The organism is Micromonospora sp. NPDC047548, from assembly GCF_040642975.1.
Taxonomy (GTDB): Bacteria; Actinomycetota; Actinomycetes; order Mycobacteriales; family Micromonosporaceae; genus Micromonospora.
In genome coordinates this window covers 1-15,114 of record NZ_JBEYTI010000010.1, presented here as the reverse complement: position 1 = coordinate 15,114, position 15,114 = coordinate 1, and the positions used below count along the sequence as shown (strand labels likewise).

Genomic DNA, 15,114 nt, shown 5'->3' with positions numbered 1-15,114 from the left:
GGGCGGGACTCAGGCGTCGGCGGTGGCGGGCAGGCCGGCGGCGGTGAGCGAACGGCGTACCGCCGGTTGGACCCGGGTCAGCCGCAGCGGGACGCCAGTGCGGGCCGCCGCGTCCCGGCCAGCCATCAGGGCGGCGATCCCCCCGGCGTCGACGCCGCCGGCGCCGTCCAGGTCGACCACCACCTCGCGGGGCTGGCCGGTGACCGCCTCCAGCATCACCCGACGCAGCTGGTCGGCGCCGTCCCGGTCGATCTCGCCGCCCACCTCGACCACCACCCGGTCACCGGTGCGTTTCAGCGCGATCCGGTTCCGGCCGGTGTCGGACTCGGCGGCGCCGTTCTGCCAGGGCGGCGGCGCGTCGGCGAGCATCGCCTGGCGCAGCCAGGTCAGCGCGCGGGACAGCAGCCGGGAGACGTGCATCTGGGAGATGCCGAACCGGGCGGCGATCTCCGCCTGGGTCTGGTTGCCGTAGAACCGCATGGCCAGGATGCGCCGCTCCCGCCAGGGCAGCCGGTGCAGCAGCCCGCTGACCGTCACCCGGTCGTCGACGGATTCGAGCGCGTTGTCCGACTCGCCGACAAGGTCGCCGAACTCCGCCGAGCTCTCCCCGCCGACGGGCGCGTTGAGCGAGGCCGGGCTGTAGCCGGCGGCGGACTCCAGCGCGGCGAGGATCTCCTCCTCCGGGGTCTCCAGCCGCTCGGCCAACTCCGCCACGGTCGGCGCCCGGGACAGCTCGCCGGTCAGCGCCGCGGTGGCCTGCCCGACCTCCAGAATCAGGTCGCGCAGGCGGCGGGGCACGTGCACCCCCCAGGTGCGGTCCCGGAAGTGCCGCTTGATCTCGCCGACGATGGTGATCGCCGCGTAAGCGGTGAACGAACCACGCTCGGGGTCGTACCGGTCGACGGCGTTGACCAGGCCGAGACGGGCCACCTGCTCCAGGTCCTCCAGCGGCTCACCACGCCCCCGGTAGCGCCTGGCGAGCCGGCCGGCGAAGGGCAGGGCGAACCGGACGAGGTCGTCCCGCGCCTCCTGCCGCCGCTCGGGTGGCAGGCCCGCGATCCGCGCCGCGTAGGCCAGGGCGGCCGCGTCCAGGTCCTCCAGACCGCGGTCCGTCGGCGGTGGTGTGGTCGTGGTGGTCTGTCCGAACATCCGCGCCTCCCTCAGGAAGGTCCCCCGCCCGGGATCGGAGCCGGTCGTGCGCGTGGTCGGGCCACGCACCGGGCCGGAAGTTGGGTCACGTGACGCGCCGGTGTCACCGGGCGCGCGGGAGCGACGGCAGCGCGCTGCGCGCCGTGGTCCGGCCGTCGCAGCGAGCGGTGTTCCCGCTCCGTAGGTACTCAATCACGCGACCCCGGGTTCGCGAGGATGTTTCGGCAGCTCCGCCCGGCGGGTCGGCGGGAAACGGCCGGGCCGGCGAGTCCCGGCAGGCTCAGGACACGGCCAGGCCCAGCGCGGCACCGTCCGCCCGCAGGGCGGCGACCGCCTCGCCGATGCCGAGCGGAGGCGGCACCGGCAGGTCGTACGGCTGGTTGCGGAGCACCTCGGTGGCCCGGCGGGTGGGCACCGAGGCGACCGGATAGCCGCGGGCGGCGGTGCGGTCGAGCGCGCGGCGGCGGCGGCCGAACGCGGCCACGGCGAGCCACTGGGGCAGTCCGGCCAGGGCGGGCGAGCGCATCCCGGGTGATTCCGGCAGCACGTCCACCGAGCTGAACGGCTCGCTGCCGGCCAGCCACCACTCCACCCCGTCGACGCTGCGCCGGGTGGCGTTCTCGCACCAGTAGGGCACCAGGCCCGCCCGTACCACCTGCCACGGGTCGAGCAGCCGGCCGCACTCGACCACCAGCCGGTCGCCGGTCTTGCCGGCCCGCCGCAGCCAGCGCCGGTACAGGTCGGCGACGGCCGCGCTCAGCGCGGTGGGCTGCGGGAAGAACACCTCGTGCAGCCCGTGGCCGTGGCGCCGGCCCCAGTGCCGCACCCCGTCGACGAAGCCGGGCTCCACCCCGTGCTCGGCGTGCTCCCCGGCGGCGGCGACCTCCGGCGGCTCCCAGTGCGCGCCGTCGCCGCCGGCCGACCGGAGCACCTGGCGCAACGCGTGCGACTCGGGATGGAAGTCCACCGGCTCCAGGCCGCTGCCCGGGCAGCCGAGCTGGAAGCTGTGCCCCTGCCCGTCGTCGCTCACCGGCCAGGTGCGGGCGTCGCGGACCACCAGCAGCCGGGCGCCGGCCTCGAGGCGGTCGGCCAGGAAGCGCGCGTACGCCCGGGGCAGGGACTGCCAGCGGGCCACCAGCGACACGGTCGCCCCGGCCAGCGCGCCCCGGCTGGCGGGGCAGTGCACCTGCCGCACGTGCAGGTCCGGGTTGCCGGCCAGCACCCGGGCGGCGAGGGCCGCGCCGTGGTCCAGCGCCGCACGCGGCCGGTCCACCGCGCCCCGAGTCCAGTGCGCGGTCATCTCGAAGGCGGCGGGCAGCCACGGTACGCCGAGGGCGACCGCCAGGTGCACCGCGGCGGCGTGCGGGGAGCCCAGCACCACCCCGGGGTACCGGCGGCGGGGGTACTGGTCGACGAACCAGCGGGCCACCCGCTCGGCGTCGACCTCGGCGGTCTGGTCCGGGGTGAGCGCGACCCGTCCGGCGGCCCGCGCGGCGGCGGCGCGGCGGACCGCCTCGGGCGCGGCGGTGAACCGGGACAGCGGGGTCGGCTGGCCGAGGTCGGCGCAGTCGGCACCGCGCAGCGCCCGGGCCGTGGCCGCCACCAGCACCCGGGCCGTGCTGCCCGTGGCGACCACCCGGTCGCCGGCCAGGCCGGCCCCGTCGGCGGTCAGCCCCTCCTGCACCTTGGGCACCGGCCCCACCTTGCCTCGTTCGCTCACCACGCGGCCCGGCTTCCCGTCCCGATGGGGTCTAAACGGGGCATTGGGGGCAATGCTCGGGTGGGTGGCGGTACGCCGGTCCGGGGCGCTCCGGTGCGTCGCCGCCCACCGGTCTCCGGCCGCCGCTGCGGGTTTCGGCCCGGCCGGCACGCGCAGTAGACGTCCACCACGGGGCTGAGCCCGGACACATCCGGACCCATGAGCGCCGCGCACGGCTCAGGCGGCCACGGCCACCCGGGACAGTACCCGGTGTCCAGGCCGAGCCGCTCGAGCGTGGTGCCCGGGCCGGGTCCGCCTAAACGAGGTCCTCCGCCTCCACGGTCATCCGGGTGTCGAGCATCCGGTCGCGCACCCGGCGGGCGGCGTCGCCGTCGGCGAAGACCCCCCGCAGGTCCGCCAGCGCCGGTTCGGGCGGGCGCAGCGGCACGTCCGGGTCCACCACCGCCTCCAGCACGCACGGCCGGTCCGCGGCAAGCGCCTCGTCCCAGGCCGCCCCGACCAGGTCGGGCCGGTCGACCCGGACGCCGTGCAGCCCCAGCAGCCGGGCCCAGCCCGCGTACGGCACGTCGGGCCGGCGGGGGCCGGCCCGGCCGCCGACCTGCCGGCCGCCCATGCCGGACTGGTCGCGGTTGTTGAGCACCAGCACCACCAGCCGCGGGTCGGCCCACTCGTGCCAGTGGTGCGCCACGGTGATCAGTTCGGCGAGGCCGTTGAGCTGCATCGCCCCGTCCCCGAGCAGCGCGAGCACCGGCTGGTCGGGGTGGGCGAGCTTGGCGGCGACCGCGTACGGCAGCGCACACCCCATCGAGCCGAGGGTGCCGCAGAGCTGTGCGTTCACTCCGGGCGGCAGCTCCAGGTGGCGGGCGTACCAGTAGAGCACCGAGCCCACGTCGACGGCGACCGCGCCGTGGCGGGGCAGCCGGGTGGAGAGCTCGTGCAACACCAGCTGCGGGTTCAACGGTTCGGCGGGCGCCTCGGCCCGGGCCCGGGCCTCGGCGTGCCAGCGGTCCACCGAGGCCTCGACGGTGGCGCGCCACTGCCGGTTGGGCTGGTCGGCCACCCGGGTGAGCAGCGCGCGCAGTGTCTCGCCGGCGTCGCCGACCAGCGGCACGTCCACCGGGTAGCGGGTGCCGATCCGCCGCCCGTCGATGTCGATCTGCACGGTGCGGGTCTGCCCCGGCATCGGGAAGTAGTCGGTCCACGGATCGTTCGTGCCGACCAGCAGCAGCGTGTCGGCGCCGCCCATCAGCTGCGCGGCCGCCGTGGTGCCGGCCTCGCCGAGCACGCCGGTGTGGAAGGGCAGCCCCTCGTCCAGCACCGGCTTGCCCAGCAGCGAGGTGGCCACCCCGGCGCCGAGCCGGTCGGCCAGCGCCACGATCTCGTCCTCCGCGCCCCGGGCGCCCTGGCCGACCAGGATCGCCACCCGCTGCCCGATGGTGAGCAGCGACGCCGCAGCGTCCAGGTCCGCCTCGTGCGGCAGCACCCGGGCCAGCGGCTCCCCCGGCGTCGCGGTCAGCACCCCCGCCACCTGCGGTTGGAGATCGGGTACGGCGGCCACCTGCAACTCCCGGGGCAGCACCACGCAGGTGGGGCTGCGGGTCGCCGCAGCGGTCCGGAACGCCTGGTCCAGCAGCGCCGCCACCTGCTCGGGGGACCGGCCGTAACGGACGAACTGGTTGCACACGTCGCCGAAGAGGCGGCTCAGCCCGATCTCCTCGTGCGCGCCGCCCAGCGGGCCGGTGATGTCCTCCCCGACGATCGCCACCACCGGCTTGCTGTCCAGCTTGGCGTCGTACAGGCCGTTGAGCAGGTGCACCGCGCCGGGGCCCTGGGTGGCCAGGCAGACGCCGATCTCGCCGGTGAACTTGGCGTGCCCGGTCGCCATGAAGGCGGCGGTCTCCTCGTGGCGGGCCGGGACGAACTCCGGGTCACCCCCGGCGGCGTCCAGCGCCTCGACCACCGGGGCGATGGCCTCGCCCGGGTAGCCGAAGGCGCGGGGCACCCGCCAGGCCCGCAGCCGGTCCACCACCAGGTTCGCGACCGTCCGGTCAGCCATTGCCCCGCCCGGGTGTGGCGGCGTCGACGTAGCGCAGCACGGCGCCGATGCCGTCGGTCAGGTCGGGCACCTCGTCCGGGCCGAGGACGGTCAGCTCGGCGTCTGTGCCGACCAGGGCGCGGACCAGGGCCGCGTCGGCGCGGACCCGCTGCGGGTCGCGCACGGCGGCGAGCTGCCCCGGGTCGGTGGCGATGTCGGTCGGCGCCGGGCCGATCCAGAGCTGCCCGGTCGCCGACGGGTCGTCGACGATGAGCATCGTGTCGACCTGGTTGCGCTGCAGGGCGGCGACCACGGCGGCCAACCCGGCGCCGACGTCCTCCTGCATGCCGAAGCGGTCCAGGGCGGCGGTGACGTGCTGGTCGGCGACCTCGGCGATGGTCTGCACGGTGAGGTCGTCCATCGCCTGCGGGTCGGCGCCGCCGGCCCGCTTTCCGGCGTCCGTGCGGACCAGCACGTCCTGCCAGCGTTCCGGCAGCTGCGCGGCGATCATGCCGGTGGCCCGGACGTCCCCGGCCACCACGACCACGTCGGCGCCGACCCGCTCGGCCAGGTCCGCGGTGGCCGCCGCGGCGTCGCCGGCGTTGTGATGCCACGCCTCCATGGCGGCCCGCTGGTAGCGCGACTGCGACCAGCCGCCGGGCCGCACCCGGCGCAGCTGGTAGCTCTCCCGCCCGCTGACCTGGGCGCGGCGGGGCACCCCGCCGGCACTGACCGCCACCGCGTCGGCGCCGGTCCGGTCGGCGAGCACTCGCACCCAGGCGACCTGTTCGCCGCGCTGGGCCAGCATCGGCATCACGTGCGGCAGCGGGCTCCAGGCGGCCAGGTCGCGCAGCGGCGGGGCGGCGAGGTACTCGGAGAGCACCACCCGGCCCCGGGTGGCGAAGGCGGCGAAGCCGTAGTCGCCCGCCATTGGGGCGTGGCCCCGGACCACCCGGTCCAGCGCCGCGATGGTCGGCTCGTCCGCGCCGTCGGCGGCGAGCTGTTCGGACAGGGCCCGCCAGCGCAGGTCGAGCGCCGGACGCGCGTCGTGGGTGTCCCTGGAGGCGTCCAGGTAGACCGAGCACCACGGCCCGGGACGGGCGTAGAGCGGGCGCAGGAAGGACAGCTGCATGCTCGAGACCCCTTTCCAGCTCGGCCGCACGCTTACCCGCGCCGTCGGGGATGTCACCTCGCCGGCAGGAGCGCGTGACCGGGGTTCATTCACGCCGTTCGACCGGACGGGCCGCTACCATCAGTGCACTTATCCGGACTCTCGGTGGTGACCATGGATAGCGATCTCCGGCTCCGCGTCGGACACCCGACGCAGCGGATCCTCACCGGGCGGGTGGTCCGGTTGCTGGAGGGGTATCCCCGCGAGGTGCGGGTCGGCCAGCCGGTGCTGGTGGCGGTGCTGACCGGGGCGAGCGTGGTGGGGCTGCTGATGCTGCTGGTGCGCAGCCTCCTGTCGACCGGCGGTGGGGGCGGCGGCGCCCGGCGCGGCTGGAAGGACCTGAAGAAGGGCCCCGAGTTCCTGGTCACCCCGCTGCGGGTACGCGACACCGCCGGCCTGCTCCACGAGGTGGAGCTGCACGGCCACCTGCCGCAGAGCGCGCTGCACCCGGACGACCACGTGCAGCTGACGCTGCGCCGGCAGCCCGACGCGGACCTGCCGCCCCGGGTAGAGCGGATCGTCAACGTCACCACCGGGCAGCTGCTCACCCCGCGCACCGCGACCGTCTGGTCGCACCTGGGCCCGCCCCTGCTGCTCCAGGCGCTGCTCGGCGCGCTGCTGCTCGCCGGCGTCGCAGCCTGCTCGGTGGTCACCGGCTGAGGTTTCCCCGCCCGCCAGGCCGGGCACCGCAAAGGTCACGTTCCCCGGATTCGCCCTGGCGGAGATCGACGTGGGCCCGGTGCGGCTGCGCGTGCGGGCGCTGGATCACCAGGGCCGGCTCAGCCGACCGGGGTGAGCGGGCGGGCCGGCTCGGGCGCGGTGCGCAGCATGCCCCGCCGCCGGGCCCAGCGCTCGAAGAACAGGGTGGCGAACGGCGGCACGGCGCTGACCAGCGCGACGGCGGTGGCGGGCAGGCTCCACCGATGGGTACGCGCCATCACCAGCACCAGCAGCCCGTAGGCCACGAAGAGCCCGCCGTGGATCGGCCCGAAGATCTTCACCCCGATCTCGTTGCCGGGCGGGCCGTACTTGACCGCCATGCCGACCAGCAGGGCCAGCCAGGAGCACGCCTCGGCGATCGCCGCCGCCACGAACAGCCGGGTCGTCTTCTCACGCATCGCGCCATGTTAGCCAGCGGGTGGCGCCGATCCGACGCTTTCGCACCGGAGGCGACGGGGATCACGGAGGCCGCGAATGGGTAGGTAAGAGTCCTTCGGGTCTTCCCCACCCGTGCCGGGACGTGCGAGGTTGGAGGAACCAACGGTGACAGGGTGGTGACCATGGGCGCAGACGTCGGCGTGCGGACCTTCAGTCGAGAGGACCGGGCCCGCTACCGCGAGAAGGTACGCCGCTGCCTGGACGTCTTCGCCGAGATGCTGCGCGAGTCGCGGTTCGACGTCGAGCGGCCGATGACCGGGCTGGAGATCGAGCTGAATCTGGTCGACGACCACTCCATGCCGGCGATGCGCAACGCCGACGTGCTGGCCGCCGTCGCCGACCCCAGCTTCCAGACCGAGCTGGGACAGTTCAACGTGGAGATCAACGTGGCGCCCCGCCGGCTCGTCGGCACCGGCACCGCCGAGTTCGAGGAGCACGTCCGGGCCAGCCTGAACGCGGCGGAGCAGAAGGCCCGCACGGTCGGCGCGCACATGGTGATGATCGGCATCCTGCCCACCCTGCGCCCGGAGCACCTCACCGCCGCGACGCTGTCGGCCAGCCCGCGCTACGAGCTGCTCAACGAGCAGATCTTCGCCGCCCGCGGCGAGGACCTGCGGATCTCGATCAACGGGGTGGAGCGGTTGGCCACCACCGCCGACACCATCACCCCGGAGGCGGCCTGCACCAGCACCCAGTTCCACCTCCAGGTCAGCCCGGCGCAGTTCGCCGACTACTGGAACGCCGCCCAGGCGGTCGCCGGGATCCAGGTGGCGCTCGGCGCGAACTCGCCGCTGTTCTTCGGCCGGGAGCTGTGGCGGGAAACCCGCATCCCGCTGTTCCAGCAGGCCACCGACACCCGCGCGGAGGAGATCAAGGCCCAGGGGGTACGCCCCCGCGTCTGGTTCGGCGAACGCTGGATCACCAGCGTATTCGACCTGTTCGAGGAGAACGTCCGCTACTTCCCGGCGCTGCTGCCGGTCTGCGACGCGGAGGACCCCGCCGAGGCGCTCGCCGGCGGCGGGGTGCCGAAGCTGGCCGAGCTGCGGCTGCACAACGGCACCGTCTACCGGTGGAACCGGCCGGTCTACGACGTGCTCAGGGGCCGCCCGCACCTGCGGGTGGAGAACCGGGTCCTGCCGGCCGGGCCGACGGTGCTGGACACCGTCGCCAACGGGGCGTTCTACTTCGGGCTGGTCCGGGCGCTGGCCGAGTCCGACCGGCCGCTGTGGTCGCAGATGTCGTTCAGCGCCGCGGAGGAGAACTTCACCAACTGCGCCCGGCACGGGATCGACGCGCAGGTCTACTGGCCGGGCCTGGGCTACCTGTCGGTGACCGAGCTGGTGCTGCGGCGGCTGCTGCCGCTGGCGTACCACGGGCTGGACCGGTGGGGGCTGGACCCGGGCGAGCGCGACCGGCTGCTCGGCATCATCGAGCAGCGCTGCCTGACCGGGCGCAACGGGGCGACCTGGCAGGTGGAGACCCTGCACCGGCTGGAGTCCGCCGACCACCTGGACCGGCCGGAGGCGCTGCGCGAGGTCGTCCGCCACTACGTGGACCTGATGCACAGCAACCGCCCGGTGCACGAGTGGCCGATCCCCTGACGGCCGGCCGGGCTCCCCGGCATCGCGCCTCAGGCCATCCGGACCGGCCGCGCGGCGGCTAGTGCCGCGGCCTGGTACGCCGTCAGCGATTCCCCGTCGGCCACGACCTCCAGTGGCCACTTCTCCCTCAGGTCGGTCCACAGCCGGGCAGTCAGGCCGGAGTACGCCTTGAGCTCGTCCGCGCCCTCGGCCACCCGCAGCACGTACACCCATGTCGCCCCGTCGGGCGCCCCGTCGAAGGGGTCCCGCCAGGCGCGATACAGGCTGTGACCGCCGCGACGTGGTGCTTCGGTGGACAGGAGGATGTCCGCCCGGGTCGGGTCGGGGGCGTTCGCGGGACCGGTCGGGCTGAACCGGTACGGCGGCGGCGGTACCTCGGCGATGACCGGCACGTTGAGCAGGTCGGGGTTGTCGGGGTCGCCGAGGAAGGAACGGATCAGGTCCCGTTCATTCGGAGTGATGCTGACCACCTCGTACGCCAGGTTGAGCAGGAGCGTGTCGTCGGCCAGGTCCCACTCACCCGCGGCGTAGTGCTCGCGCACGGTGCTAAGCGTGTCGTCGGACAGGCGGCCCGCGAGTCGGGCGCACACTTCGGTGACCGCCGCGTAGGTCTTCTCATCCATGGCGCTCACTTCTTCTTGTAGTCGCCGAGCTCAGTTGTGGTGACGCTCCCCTGGGCGTCCTGAACCACTCTAATGATCTTGTTGCCCTTGGGGCCTTCCCACGTCCAACTACCGTCACCACCCACGTCGGGGTGACTGTAACGGGGCGGATTGCTCATCGGTACGCCCTTCGGCGCGGGGTTCGGCGCCGGCGGGTTGGTGATGACGCCCGGGTCGTTGCTGTTCGGCGGGTAGGCGGTGCGGATCTCGCCGTTGGCGAGAACAGTCGTCTTGACCTCGACACCGTCGACCGTGCCCGTGTAGTCGTAGGCCCACGCTGGGTTACCGTCGGCATCCTTGGTCAGGTACGGCCCCTTCGCCGGCGGACCCTGCTGCGTCACCTGGTGCGCGGCGTCGAGGATCTTCGGCTCGTCCCAGTCCTTGGGGAACTCCGTCTTCTTCGAGAAGCCGGTGCCCGGGAAATGGCCGCCCTGCCGGCCGCCGTCGCCGTGGAGGATGTGCTTCCTCGACGTCTCACTGTGGTGGACGTCGTCCACGGCAGGCGGCGTGGTGGGTTTGGTGGGTTGGCTGGGCTTCGCCGGCGTGGTGGGATTGGTGGATCCCTGGCCGGAACCTCCTGGGCGGCCCTTCTGCGCGGCCTGGGCGGTGGCCTGTTGCGCGCTGGAGATGCCCTTGCTCGCGTTGATGCCGCCCTTCGGGGGCTTCCCGGTGGTGCCGCCTCCACCGTCCCCGCCGCCGGGCTGCTTCGGTTTCGCCATGGACGCCCTATCCGTTGAGGAGCCGGGAGAGGTTGGTCAGGCTGGTGACCAGTGCGGTGACGTAGATGAGGATGCGTCCGGCCCACTTCGCGACGGCCGCCGCGATCTGAGCGGCGATCACCGGGATCGTGACGACGAAGATGGCCTCGACCGCCCAGACGATCACGTGCGCCACGAGGTCGGCGATGAGGTCGCGCACGATGTCGCGGGTGAAGGACACCAGGTTTCCGGCAGCCTGGGTGGCCACCGCCATCGCGGCGGAAACCGCGCCGAGCCCGCCGACGGCCTCGACGTTGTGGCCCATCAACCCCTGGTACGCCTCCGCGGCCCGCCCCTGCCAGTCGGGCAGGTCCCCGTCGAGACGCGACCGCAGGTCGATGGCCATGCTCTGCAGTTCGGCGGCCATGTTGTCCCAGCTGGCAGCATGCGAGGCCACCACGTCGGGCATGCCGGTGAGGTCGTCGAGGATCTGCCGCAGCGGCTCGAAATACTCCATCGCCCAACCGAGCCCGTTGGCCAGCAGCGCGCTGAAGGGGTCCAGCACGGTCGCCGCGACGTCGAGCCCGAACGCGGCGCCCGCGAGCAGGTCGTCGACCCAACCCTCACTCCTGATCGCGTCGACCAGGCCCTCGAAGCCGTCGGCGAGGGAGGCGCCGGTCCAGACCTCGCGGGTCGACGCGACGTCGGCGACGAGTGACGTGTCGGTCATCGCGCCGCCCTCACCGGTCCAACTGGCTTTCCACCCTGCTGATCAGGATGGCGGCGGCGTCGTCGACCGCGTCGTAACCCTCGGCGGTCCGGCGCAGTCCCGCGACGGCCAGCGAAAGGTTCTCCTCGACGTATGCGATCAGCTCGTCCTGCCGGCCGTGCTTGCTCTCGAGGATCCCGGAGATCCAGCCACACAGCAGCCCGTACGCCGCGTCGTCCTGCGCGATGTGCGTGCTGGCGGCCTTCACCGCCTCGAAGCGCGCCTTCAGCGCCTCGACGTGGTGCGCGTGCGTGCGGATCTGCTCCGCATCGACTGCGAATCCGTCGCCCATCAGACTCACCACCAGTTTCGGCGGTCGTCGCCGCTCTCCGGAGCCGGATCCGGGCCGCGCAACTGCTGCCCGACCCGCTCGGCGATTGCGCGCGCCGCCGCCGACTCGGTCCCCACGGTCTCCGCGATGATCTCCTGCGAGCGGTCGGCCAGCTTCTCCCTGGCCTCGCGGATCGTATTCATGATCGTCCGGGCCACGACGTCCGGCGCAACCCGCTGGATCTGCCGACCCAGCTGCAGATCCACCAACGCGCCGACGGAATCGATCCTGACCTCGACCATCCCATTGCCGTCGGCCGCGGTCACCCGGAGTTGCTGAAGACGGTTGCTCATGGACTTGGTGTCTGCCGCCACCTTGTCGATTCGACCCTTCCATGCCGAGAGCCGCTCCATCGCGCTGTCCGGGTCCAGCACACCGCCACTGCCCGGGAGGTCGGCGTCCACTTCCCCTCCCCATGATGATCACGAAAGGGCGGAGTCTAACAAGGACGGATCATCGAGGGGTGCCGCAGCTTCTCTCGCGACCACGCCGAGGTCCATCTCTGACCGGGCGACACGGCCGCATCGGCGCCACCCCGCTGGCGCGGGCCGCGCGGCGAGGACGACATCGATGAGATCCTCACCGTCCACGGTGACCGACAGCCGGGCCAGGGCCGGACGACCCCGCACTACCGCTCCTACTGTTCCTGATGTCGATAGTCGTCGCTGTGCTGGGGCTCCTGATGGTGGTGATGCGTGCACTGCTGCGGCAAGCCACCACACTGCGGACCGACATGGAAGCGGTGATCTGATGCCCATCGTCGTGCGCATCGACGTCGAGCTGGCCAAACGCAAGATGAGCGTCGGTGAGTTCGCCGAGCGGGTCGGGCTCACGCCGGCGAACGTGGCGGTGCTGAAGAACGGTCGCGCCAAGGCCGTTCGCCTCAGCACCCTGGAAGCCATGTGCCGGGTGCTCGACTGCCAGCCCGGTGACCTGCTCGAATGGGTCGAGGAATGAACGACCACGGCACAGCACTCGGCCCCACCCATGCCGGGCGCAGCATCACGCTCTGGGCCGACACCAGCATCATCCACCTGCTGCTGGACGGCGTCCGCCTCAGGACCGTTCCGTCCCGGCTCACCCTCAACCACCTGCGGCAGCTGCTGGCTGACGGCGGTCAACCTGCCGGACCATCGCCCATCGCCACCGGCCCGGCCAAGCCCGGTGGCCCGATCGAAGTCGACCGGCTCGTCACCGCCAACGGCTTCATAGCCCTCGCCGGCCGGCAACATCCGGTCGGCTATCACCTCGCCGGGCGTCGGATCACCGCCCGCCTTGACCACCGCGTCCTGCACATCCTCGACGCCGACCGGACGCTGCTGCGCAGCCTGCCTGTCGGCGCACAGGTCCACGTACACAGCCAGGTGCGCCCTGACATACAAAGATCAACGTCGGCCGCCTTGAGGGCTGCCATCGCTACCAGGGCGGATGATTCGTCCGACTACGTTCGGTCACCGCAGGGCGGACGGATGCGCGCGGATCGCGGCAGATGCGGATGCCGTTGGGTGCTGAGCGATCCAGGATGGACGGTGGCTGGTGTACGAGATTGCACCCTGCGTGACAGACTGCGATCATGGAAGAGACGCCAAGCTTTCTTCGCCCTTTCGTGCTGACCCCACCCGACCGCCACGCGGAGCGGGAGGTGAACCTCGACTGGTACCTGCCGGATGGAGACGTGCCACGCCCCGCGGTGATCCTCGTCCATGGCGGCCCGATGCCGCCCGGCACGAGCCCGACCCCACGTGACTGGCCGGTCTACCGCGGCTACGGCTCGCTCCTCGCCTCCCTCGGCCCCGTCGCGGTGACCGTCGAGCATCGGCTCCAGGTGGTTGTCGGCCCGGACGGCCCCTTCGCGGACTACCCCACCGCGGCCCAGGACGTCGCCGCGGCGGTAGAGCGGGTACGTGCCGACCCGCGCGTCGACCCGGAGCGGATCGCGCTCTGGTTCTTCTCCGGCGGAGGGCTGCTGAGCACCGACTGGCTCCGCGAGCGGCCGGAGTGGCTGCGCGCAGTCGCCCTGACGTACCCGCTGCTGGCGCCGTTGCCAGAGTGGGGCATCGATCCGCGGTTCGCGCCCGCCGCGGCGATCGGCGAGGCGGGGCGGCCCGTACCGCCGCTTCTGCTCACCCGGGTGGGCCTGGAGCGCGACTTGTTGGCCGAGCCGGTCGCTGTGTTCCTGAAGGCGGCGGGTGACACGGGTGTACCGGTCGACGTGCTCGACGTGCCGAACGGGCAGCACGGGTTCGACATGCTCGACCACACCGACGAGTCCCGGCAGGCGGTCGAGAAGGCGGCAACCTGGATCACCGAGCGGCTCAGGGGGCAGCGGTAACCGATCCCGGCGGGTGCCCCGCCGGTCCTGGCGCCGCCGCCCATCGGCCGTTCGATCACTTCGACGCCGGGCTTCCGCCATGATCCAGTGCACTGATCTCGGCATTATGCGGGTGATCTTCGATCACCTTCGCCCTGGCGGGCCGCATAACGCCTGATATGCAGAGTGATCGAGGCGCTGCGCGCCCAGAATTTGGAGCCTCACGATCACCTGCATATCAAACAGATCCGGATGTGGCGTGCCCGCCGGGATCGCAACCTGAGCGCCGCGGAGGGCCGCGGCTACGGCCGGTCGCCGGCCTCGGGGTAGGTCGTCGGGCTGCGCTGGCCAGCGAGGACGGCGCGGGTGAACGCGGCTAGGCCGGTCGGCAGGCTCGTGGGGCACCGATGCGCCGCAGCGGCGCTGACGTCGTCAAGAACCGATGCGCTGGCCACCATGGCCGAACGCAGCTCAGCGAGGTCGAGACCCGCCACGGTCGCTTCGATACCGTCTGGCAGCGAGGACGGGTCATGGTCGAGGACTTGCGACAGACCGTGCCATGGGTAGCTCGTGCCCAGTGCGGCGGCCCATAGCGCCCAGATGTGCTGCCGGGCCTCCCCAAGCCGCTGGTGCGCCTCCCATGGCGAGCCTCGTCGCACGTACTTGTCCGCGTCGAGCAGCGCCCGCCAGCCCTGGAAAGCCCACGTGCGGACCTGTTCAGCGGCAACGTCGTACGCCGAGGGCATCACTACTTCTTCGCCGAAGCCGCCCGCGGGATACAGCGAGACGAAGTCCGGCGCGGCTTCGCCGCGACGAACCTCCGCCTCCGCAATGACGGCCAGATCAAGCTGAACGCCGTTGGAGAGCTGGGCGAAGACCCGTCGGATGAAGAAGTCACCAGTCGATGACTCCTCGCGCAACACGTCGATCAGCTGCTCGCCGCGGAGATGCTCGACCAGAGACTTCTCCACGTCACGTATCCGGCCCGCGCCGGCCGCACCTCTCGCCGCGCCGACGCCCATCGCAGCGTCCACGTCGGACAGTTCGTCGGCGGCACCCCGCCCCAGCGAGCACCCCACCGACAGCGAGGTCACCGCCGGTGATATCTCACAGAACTCGAGCAGTCTGGCGAGCGCCCGTCGGTGACGCTCGAGCCGCGGTGGAAGTGCCGATATCCAGTCGCGCCCGTCCGCCATGGCTGCCATCTTGCCGGACTCTGAGCAGAGGTTTCGAGCGGGTTGCTGGTCTGCGCGCCGCAGCACAGATCGGCCTCTCACCGTCCAGGAGGTGTCGCCGAGCCAGTGGCGCCGTCCCGGACTGCAGGTCTATGGAGGCGAGGTCGCCAGCTGCGGGACTGTCCGCTCATCGGCATGTCCGAGCGTCGACCGCGCGGTTTCACGGTGACGCTGGGTAGCGCGCGGATCGCGGCATGAGCGGATGTTCAGACGTGCCGCTGCGGACGCCTCGGCGATACTCGCACTCATGGAGATGCCGCCTGCAACACGGTCC

16 protein-coding genes and 1 pseudogene are annotated in these 15,114 nt (G+C 72.7%); 6 read left to right on the top strand and 11 right to left on the bottom strand.

All coding sequences use genetic code 11. The annotated features are described in order from the left end of the window. Positions 1–9: 9 nt before the first annotated feature. The 4 genes from ABZ807_RS13115 to ABZ807_RS13100 form a co-directional block, all read right to left on the bottom strand. Positions 10–1,149 carry a SigB/SigF/SigG family RNA polymerase sigma factor gene (locus tag ABZ807_RS13115; protein ID WP_357156189.1) on the bottom strand — a complete coding sequence of 380 codons (1,140 nt, stop codon included), beginning with the start codon at positions 1,147–1,149 and terminating at the stop codon, positions 10–12. A 280-nt stretch (positions 1,150–1,429) separates the two neighbouring features. Next, on the bottom strand, positions 1,430–2,833 hold the full coding sequence (locus tag ABZ807_RS13110; RefSeq protein ID WP_357156507.1) for a hypothetical protein: 1,404 nt from the start codon (positions 2,831–2,833) through the stop codon (positions 1,430–1,432). A 331-nt stretch (positions 2,834–3,164) separates the two neighbouring features. Next, positions 3,165–4,925, bottom strand: coding sequence for a thiamine pyrophosphate-binding protein (locus ABZ807_RS13105; protein WP_357156186.1), 1,761 nt, complete (start codon positions 4,923–4,925; stop codon positions 3,165–3,167). Continuing rightward, on the bottom strand, positions 4,918–6,036 hold the full coding sequence (locus ABZ807_RS13100; RefSeq protein WP_357156182.1) for a Vms1/Ankzf1 family peptidyl-tRNA hydrolase: 1,119 nt from the start codon (positions 6,034–6,036) through the stop codon (positions 4,918–4,920). Before ABZ807_RS13100 ends, ABZ807_RS13105 begins: the two co-directional genes overlap by 8 nt. 144 nt (positions 6,037–6,180) lie before the next feature. Between ABZ807_RS13100 and ABZ807_RS13095 the strand changes: the two genes are divergently transcribed. Beyond that, positions 6,181–6,735, top strand: coding sequence for a hypothetical protein (locus ABZ807_RS13095; protein ID WP_357156179.1), 555 nt, complete (start codon positions 6,181–6,183; stop codon positions 6,733–6,735). Between the two features lie 119 nt (positions 6,736–6,854). On the opposite strand, the gene ABZ807_RS13090 is transcribed toward ABZ807_RS13095, so the two are convergent. Next, positions 6,855–7,193: a DUF3817 domain-containing protein gene (locus ABZ807_RS13090; RefSeq protein ID WP_357104703.1), complete on the bottom strand. Its 339-nt coding sequence runs from the start codon at positions 7,191–7,193 to the stop codon at positions 6,855–6,857. Positions 7,194–7,355: 162 nt separating this feature from the next. Between ABZ807_RS13090 and ABZ807_RS13085 the strand changes: the two genes are divergently transcribed. Then, positions 7,356–8,834 (top strand): glutamate--cysteine ligase, encoded by a 1,479-nt coding sequence (locus ABZ807_RS13085; protein WP_357156176.1) that lies wholly within the window; start codon positions 7,356–7,358, stop codon positions 8,832–8,834. Positions 8,835–8,863: 29 nt separating this feature from the next. Here ABZ807_RS13085 and ABZ807_RS13080 read toward each other — a convergent pair whose 3' ends face one another. From ABZ807_RS13080 to ABZ807_RS13060, 5 genes are read right to left on the bottom strand one after another with little or no spacing between them, the layout of a single operon-like run. Continuing rightward, positions 8,864–9,457: a hypothetical protein gene (locus ABZ807_RS13080; protein ID WP_357156173.1), complete on the bottom strand. Its 594-nt coding sequence runs from the start codon at positions 9,455–9,457 to the stop codon at positions 8,864–8,866. 5 nt (positions 9,458–9,462) lie between these two features. After that, entirely contained in the window at positions 9,463–10,215 is a 753-nt protein-coding gene (locus tag ABZ807_RS13075; protein ID WP_357156170.1) for an EndoU domain-containing protein, read from the bottom strand. Positions 10,216–10,222: 7 nt separating this feature from the next. Continuing rightward, on the bottom strand, positions 10,223–10,924 hold the full coding sequence (locus ABZ807_RS13070; RefSeq protein WP_357156167.1) for a hypothetical protein: 702 nt from the start codon (positions 10,922–10,924) through the stop codon (positions 10,223–10,225). A gap of 10 nt (positions 10,925–10,934) precedes the next feature. Then, the gene (locus ABZ807_RS13065) at positions 10,935–11,255 is read right to left on the bottom strand and encodes a hypothetical protein (protein WP_357156164.1); all 321 of its coding nucleotides are present in this window, start codon (positions 11,253–11,255) and stop codon (positions 10,935–10,937) included. 5 nt (positions 11,256–11,260) lie between these two features. Next, entirely contained in the window at positions 11,261–11,698 is a 438-nt protein-coding gene (locus ABZ807_RS13060; protein WP_357156161.1) for a YbaB/EbfC family nucleoid-associated protein, read from the bottom strand. Between the two features lie 224 nt (positions 11,699–11,922). Between ABZ807_RS13060 and ABZ807_RS13055 the strand changes: the two are divergent. The 4 genes and pseudogenes from ABZ807_RS13055 to ABZ807_RS13040 form a co-directional block, all read left to right on the top strand. Beyond that, positions 11,923–12,045: pseudogene (locus tag ABZ807_RS13055) on the top strand (DUF2975 domain-containing protein); the annotation flags it as partial. Further along, positions 12,045–12,251, top strand: a complete 207-nt coding sequence (locus tag ABZ807_RS13050) for a helix-turn-helix transcriptional regulator (protein WP_357156157.1) — start codon at positions 12,045–12,047, stop codon at positions 12,249–12,251. The pseudogene ABZ807_RS13055 and the gene ABZ807_RS13050, both read left to right, overlap by 1 nt. Beyond that, positions 12,248–12,907, top strand: coding sequence for a hypothetical protein (locus ABZ807_RS13045; RefSeq protein ID WP_357156154.1), 660 nt, complete (start codon positions 12,248–12,250; stop codon positions 12,905–12,907). Before ABZ807_RS13050 ends, ABZ807_RS13045 begins: the two co-directional genes overlap by 4 nt. Further along, positions 12,868–13,626 carry an alpha/beta hydrolase gene (locus tag ABZ807_RS13040; RefSeq protein ID WP_357156152.1) on the top strand — a complete coding sequence of 253 codons (759 nt, stop codon included), beginning with the start codon at positions 12,868–12,870 and terminating at the stop codon, positions 13,624–13,626. Before ABZ807_RS13045 ends, ABZ807_RS13040 begins: the two co-directional genes overlap by 40 nt. Positions 13,627–13,907: 281 nt before the next feature. Here ABZ807_RS13040 and ABZ807_RS13035 read toward each other — a convergent pair whose 3' ends face one another. After that, positions 13,908–14,810 (bottom strand): hypothetical protein, encoded by a 903-nt coding sequence (locus tag ABZ807_RS13035; RefSeq protein WP_357156149.1) that lies wholly within the window; start codon positions 14,808–14,810, stop codon positions 13,908–13,910. Between the last annotated feature and the right edge of the window lie 304 nt (positions 14,811–15,114).

What these genes read in the sequence shown, in the direction of transcription:
- ABZ807_RS13115 (WP_357156189.1), bottom strand. Translation starts at nt 1,149, where the DNA reads ATGTTCGGACAGACCACCACGACCACACCACCGCCGACGGACCGCGGT.
- ABZ807_RS13105 (WP_357156186.1), bottom strand. Translation starts at nt 4,925, where the DNA reads ATGGCTGACCGGACGGTCGCGAACCTGGTGGTGGACCGGCTGCGGGCC.
- ABZ807_RS13100 (WP_357156182.1), bottom strand. Translation starts at nt 6,036, where the DNA reads ATGCAGCTGTCCTTCCTGCGCCCGCTCTACGCCCGTCCCGGGCCGTGG.
- ABZ807_RS13090 (WP_357104703.1), bottom strand. Translation starts at nt 7,193, where the DNA reads ATGCGTGAGAAGACGACCCGGCTGTTCGTGGCGGCGGCGATCGCCGAG.
- ABZ807_RS13085 (WP_357156176.1), top strand. Translation starts at nt 7,356, where the DNA reads ATGGGCGCAGACGTCGGCGTGCGGACCTTCAGTCGAGAGGACCGGGCC.
- ABZ807_RS13080 (WP_357156173.1), bottom strand. Translation starts at nt 9,457, where the DNA reads ATGGATGAGAAGACCTACGCGGCGGTCACCGAAGTGTGCGCCCGACTC.
- ABZ807_RS13075 (WP_357156170.1), bottom strand. Translation starts at nt 10,215, where the DNA reads ATGGCGAAACCGAAGCAGCCCGGCGGCGGGGACGGTGGAGGCGGCACC.
- ABZ807_RS13070 (WP_357156167.1), bottom strand. Translation starts at nt 10,924, where the DNA reads ATGACCGACACGTCACTCGTCGCCGACGTCGCGTCGACCCGCGAGGTC.
- ABZ807_RS13065 (WP_357156164.1), bottom strand. Translation starts at nt 11,255, where the DNA reads ATGGGCGACGGATTCGCAGTCGATGCGGAGCAGATCCGCACGCACGCG.
- ABZ807_RS13050 (WP_357156157.1), top strand. Translation starts at nt 12,045, where the DNA reads ATGCCCATCGTCGTGCGCATCGACGTCGAGCTGGCCAAACGCAAGATG.
- ABZ807_RS13045 (WP_357156154.1), top strand. Translation starts at nt 12,248, where the DNA reads ATGAACGACCACGGCACAGCACTCGGCCCCACCCATGCCGGGCGCAGC.
- ABZ807_RS13040 (WP_357156152.1), top strand. Translation starts at nt 12,868, where the DNA reads ATGGAAGAGACGCCAAGCTTTCTTCGCCCTTTCGTGCTGACCCCACCC.
- ABZ807_RS13035 (WP_357156149.1), bottom strand. Translation starts at nt 14,810, where the DNA reads ATGGCAGCCATGGCGGACGGGCGCGACTGGATATCGGCACTTCCACCG.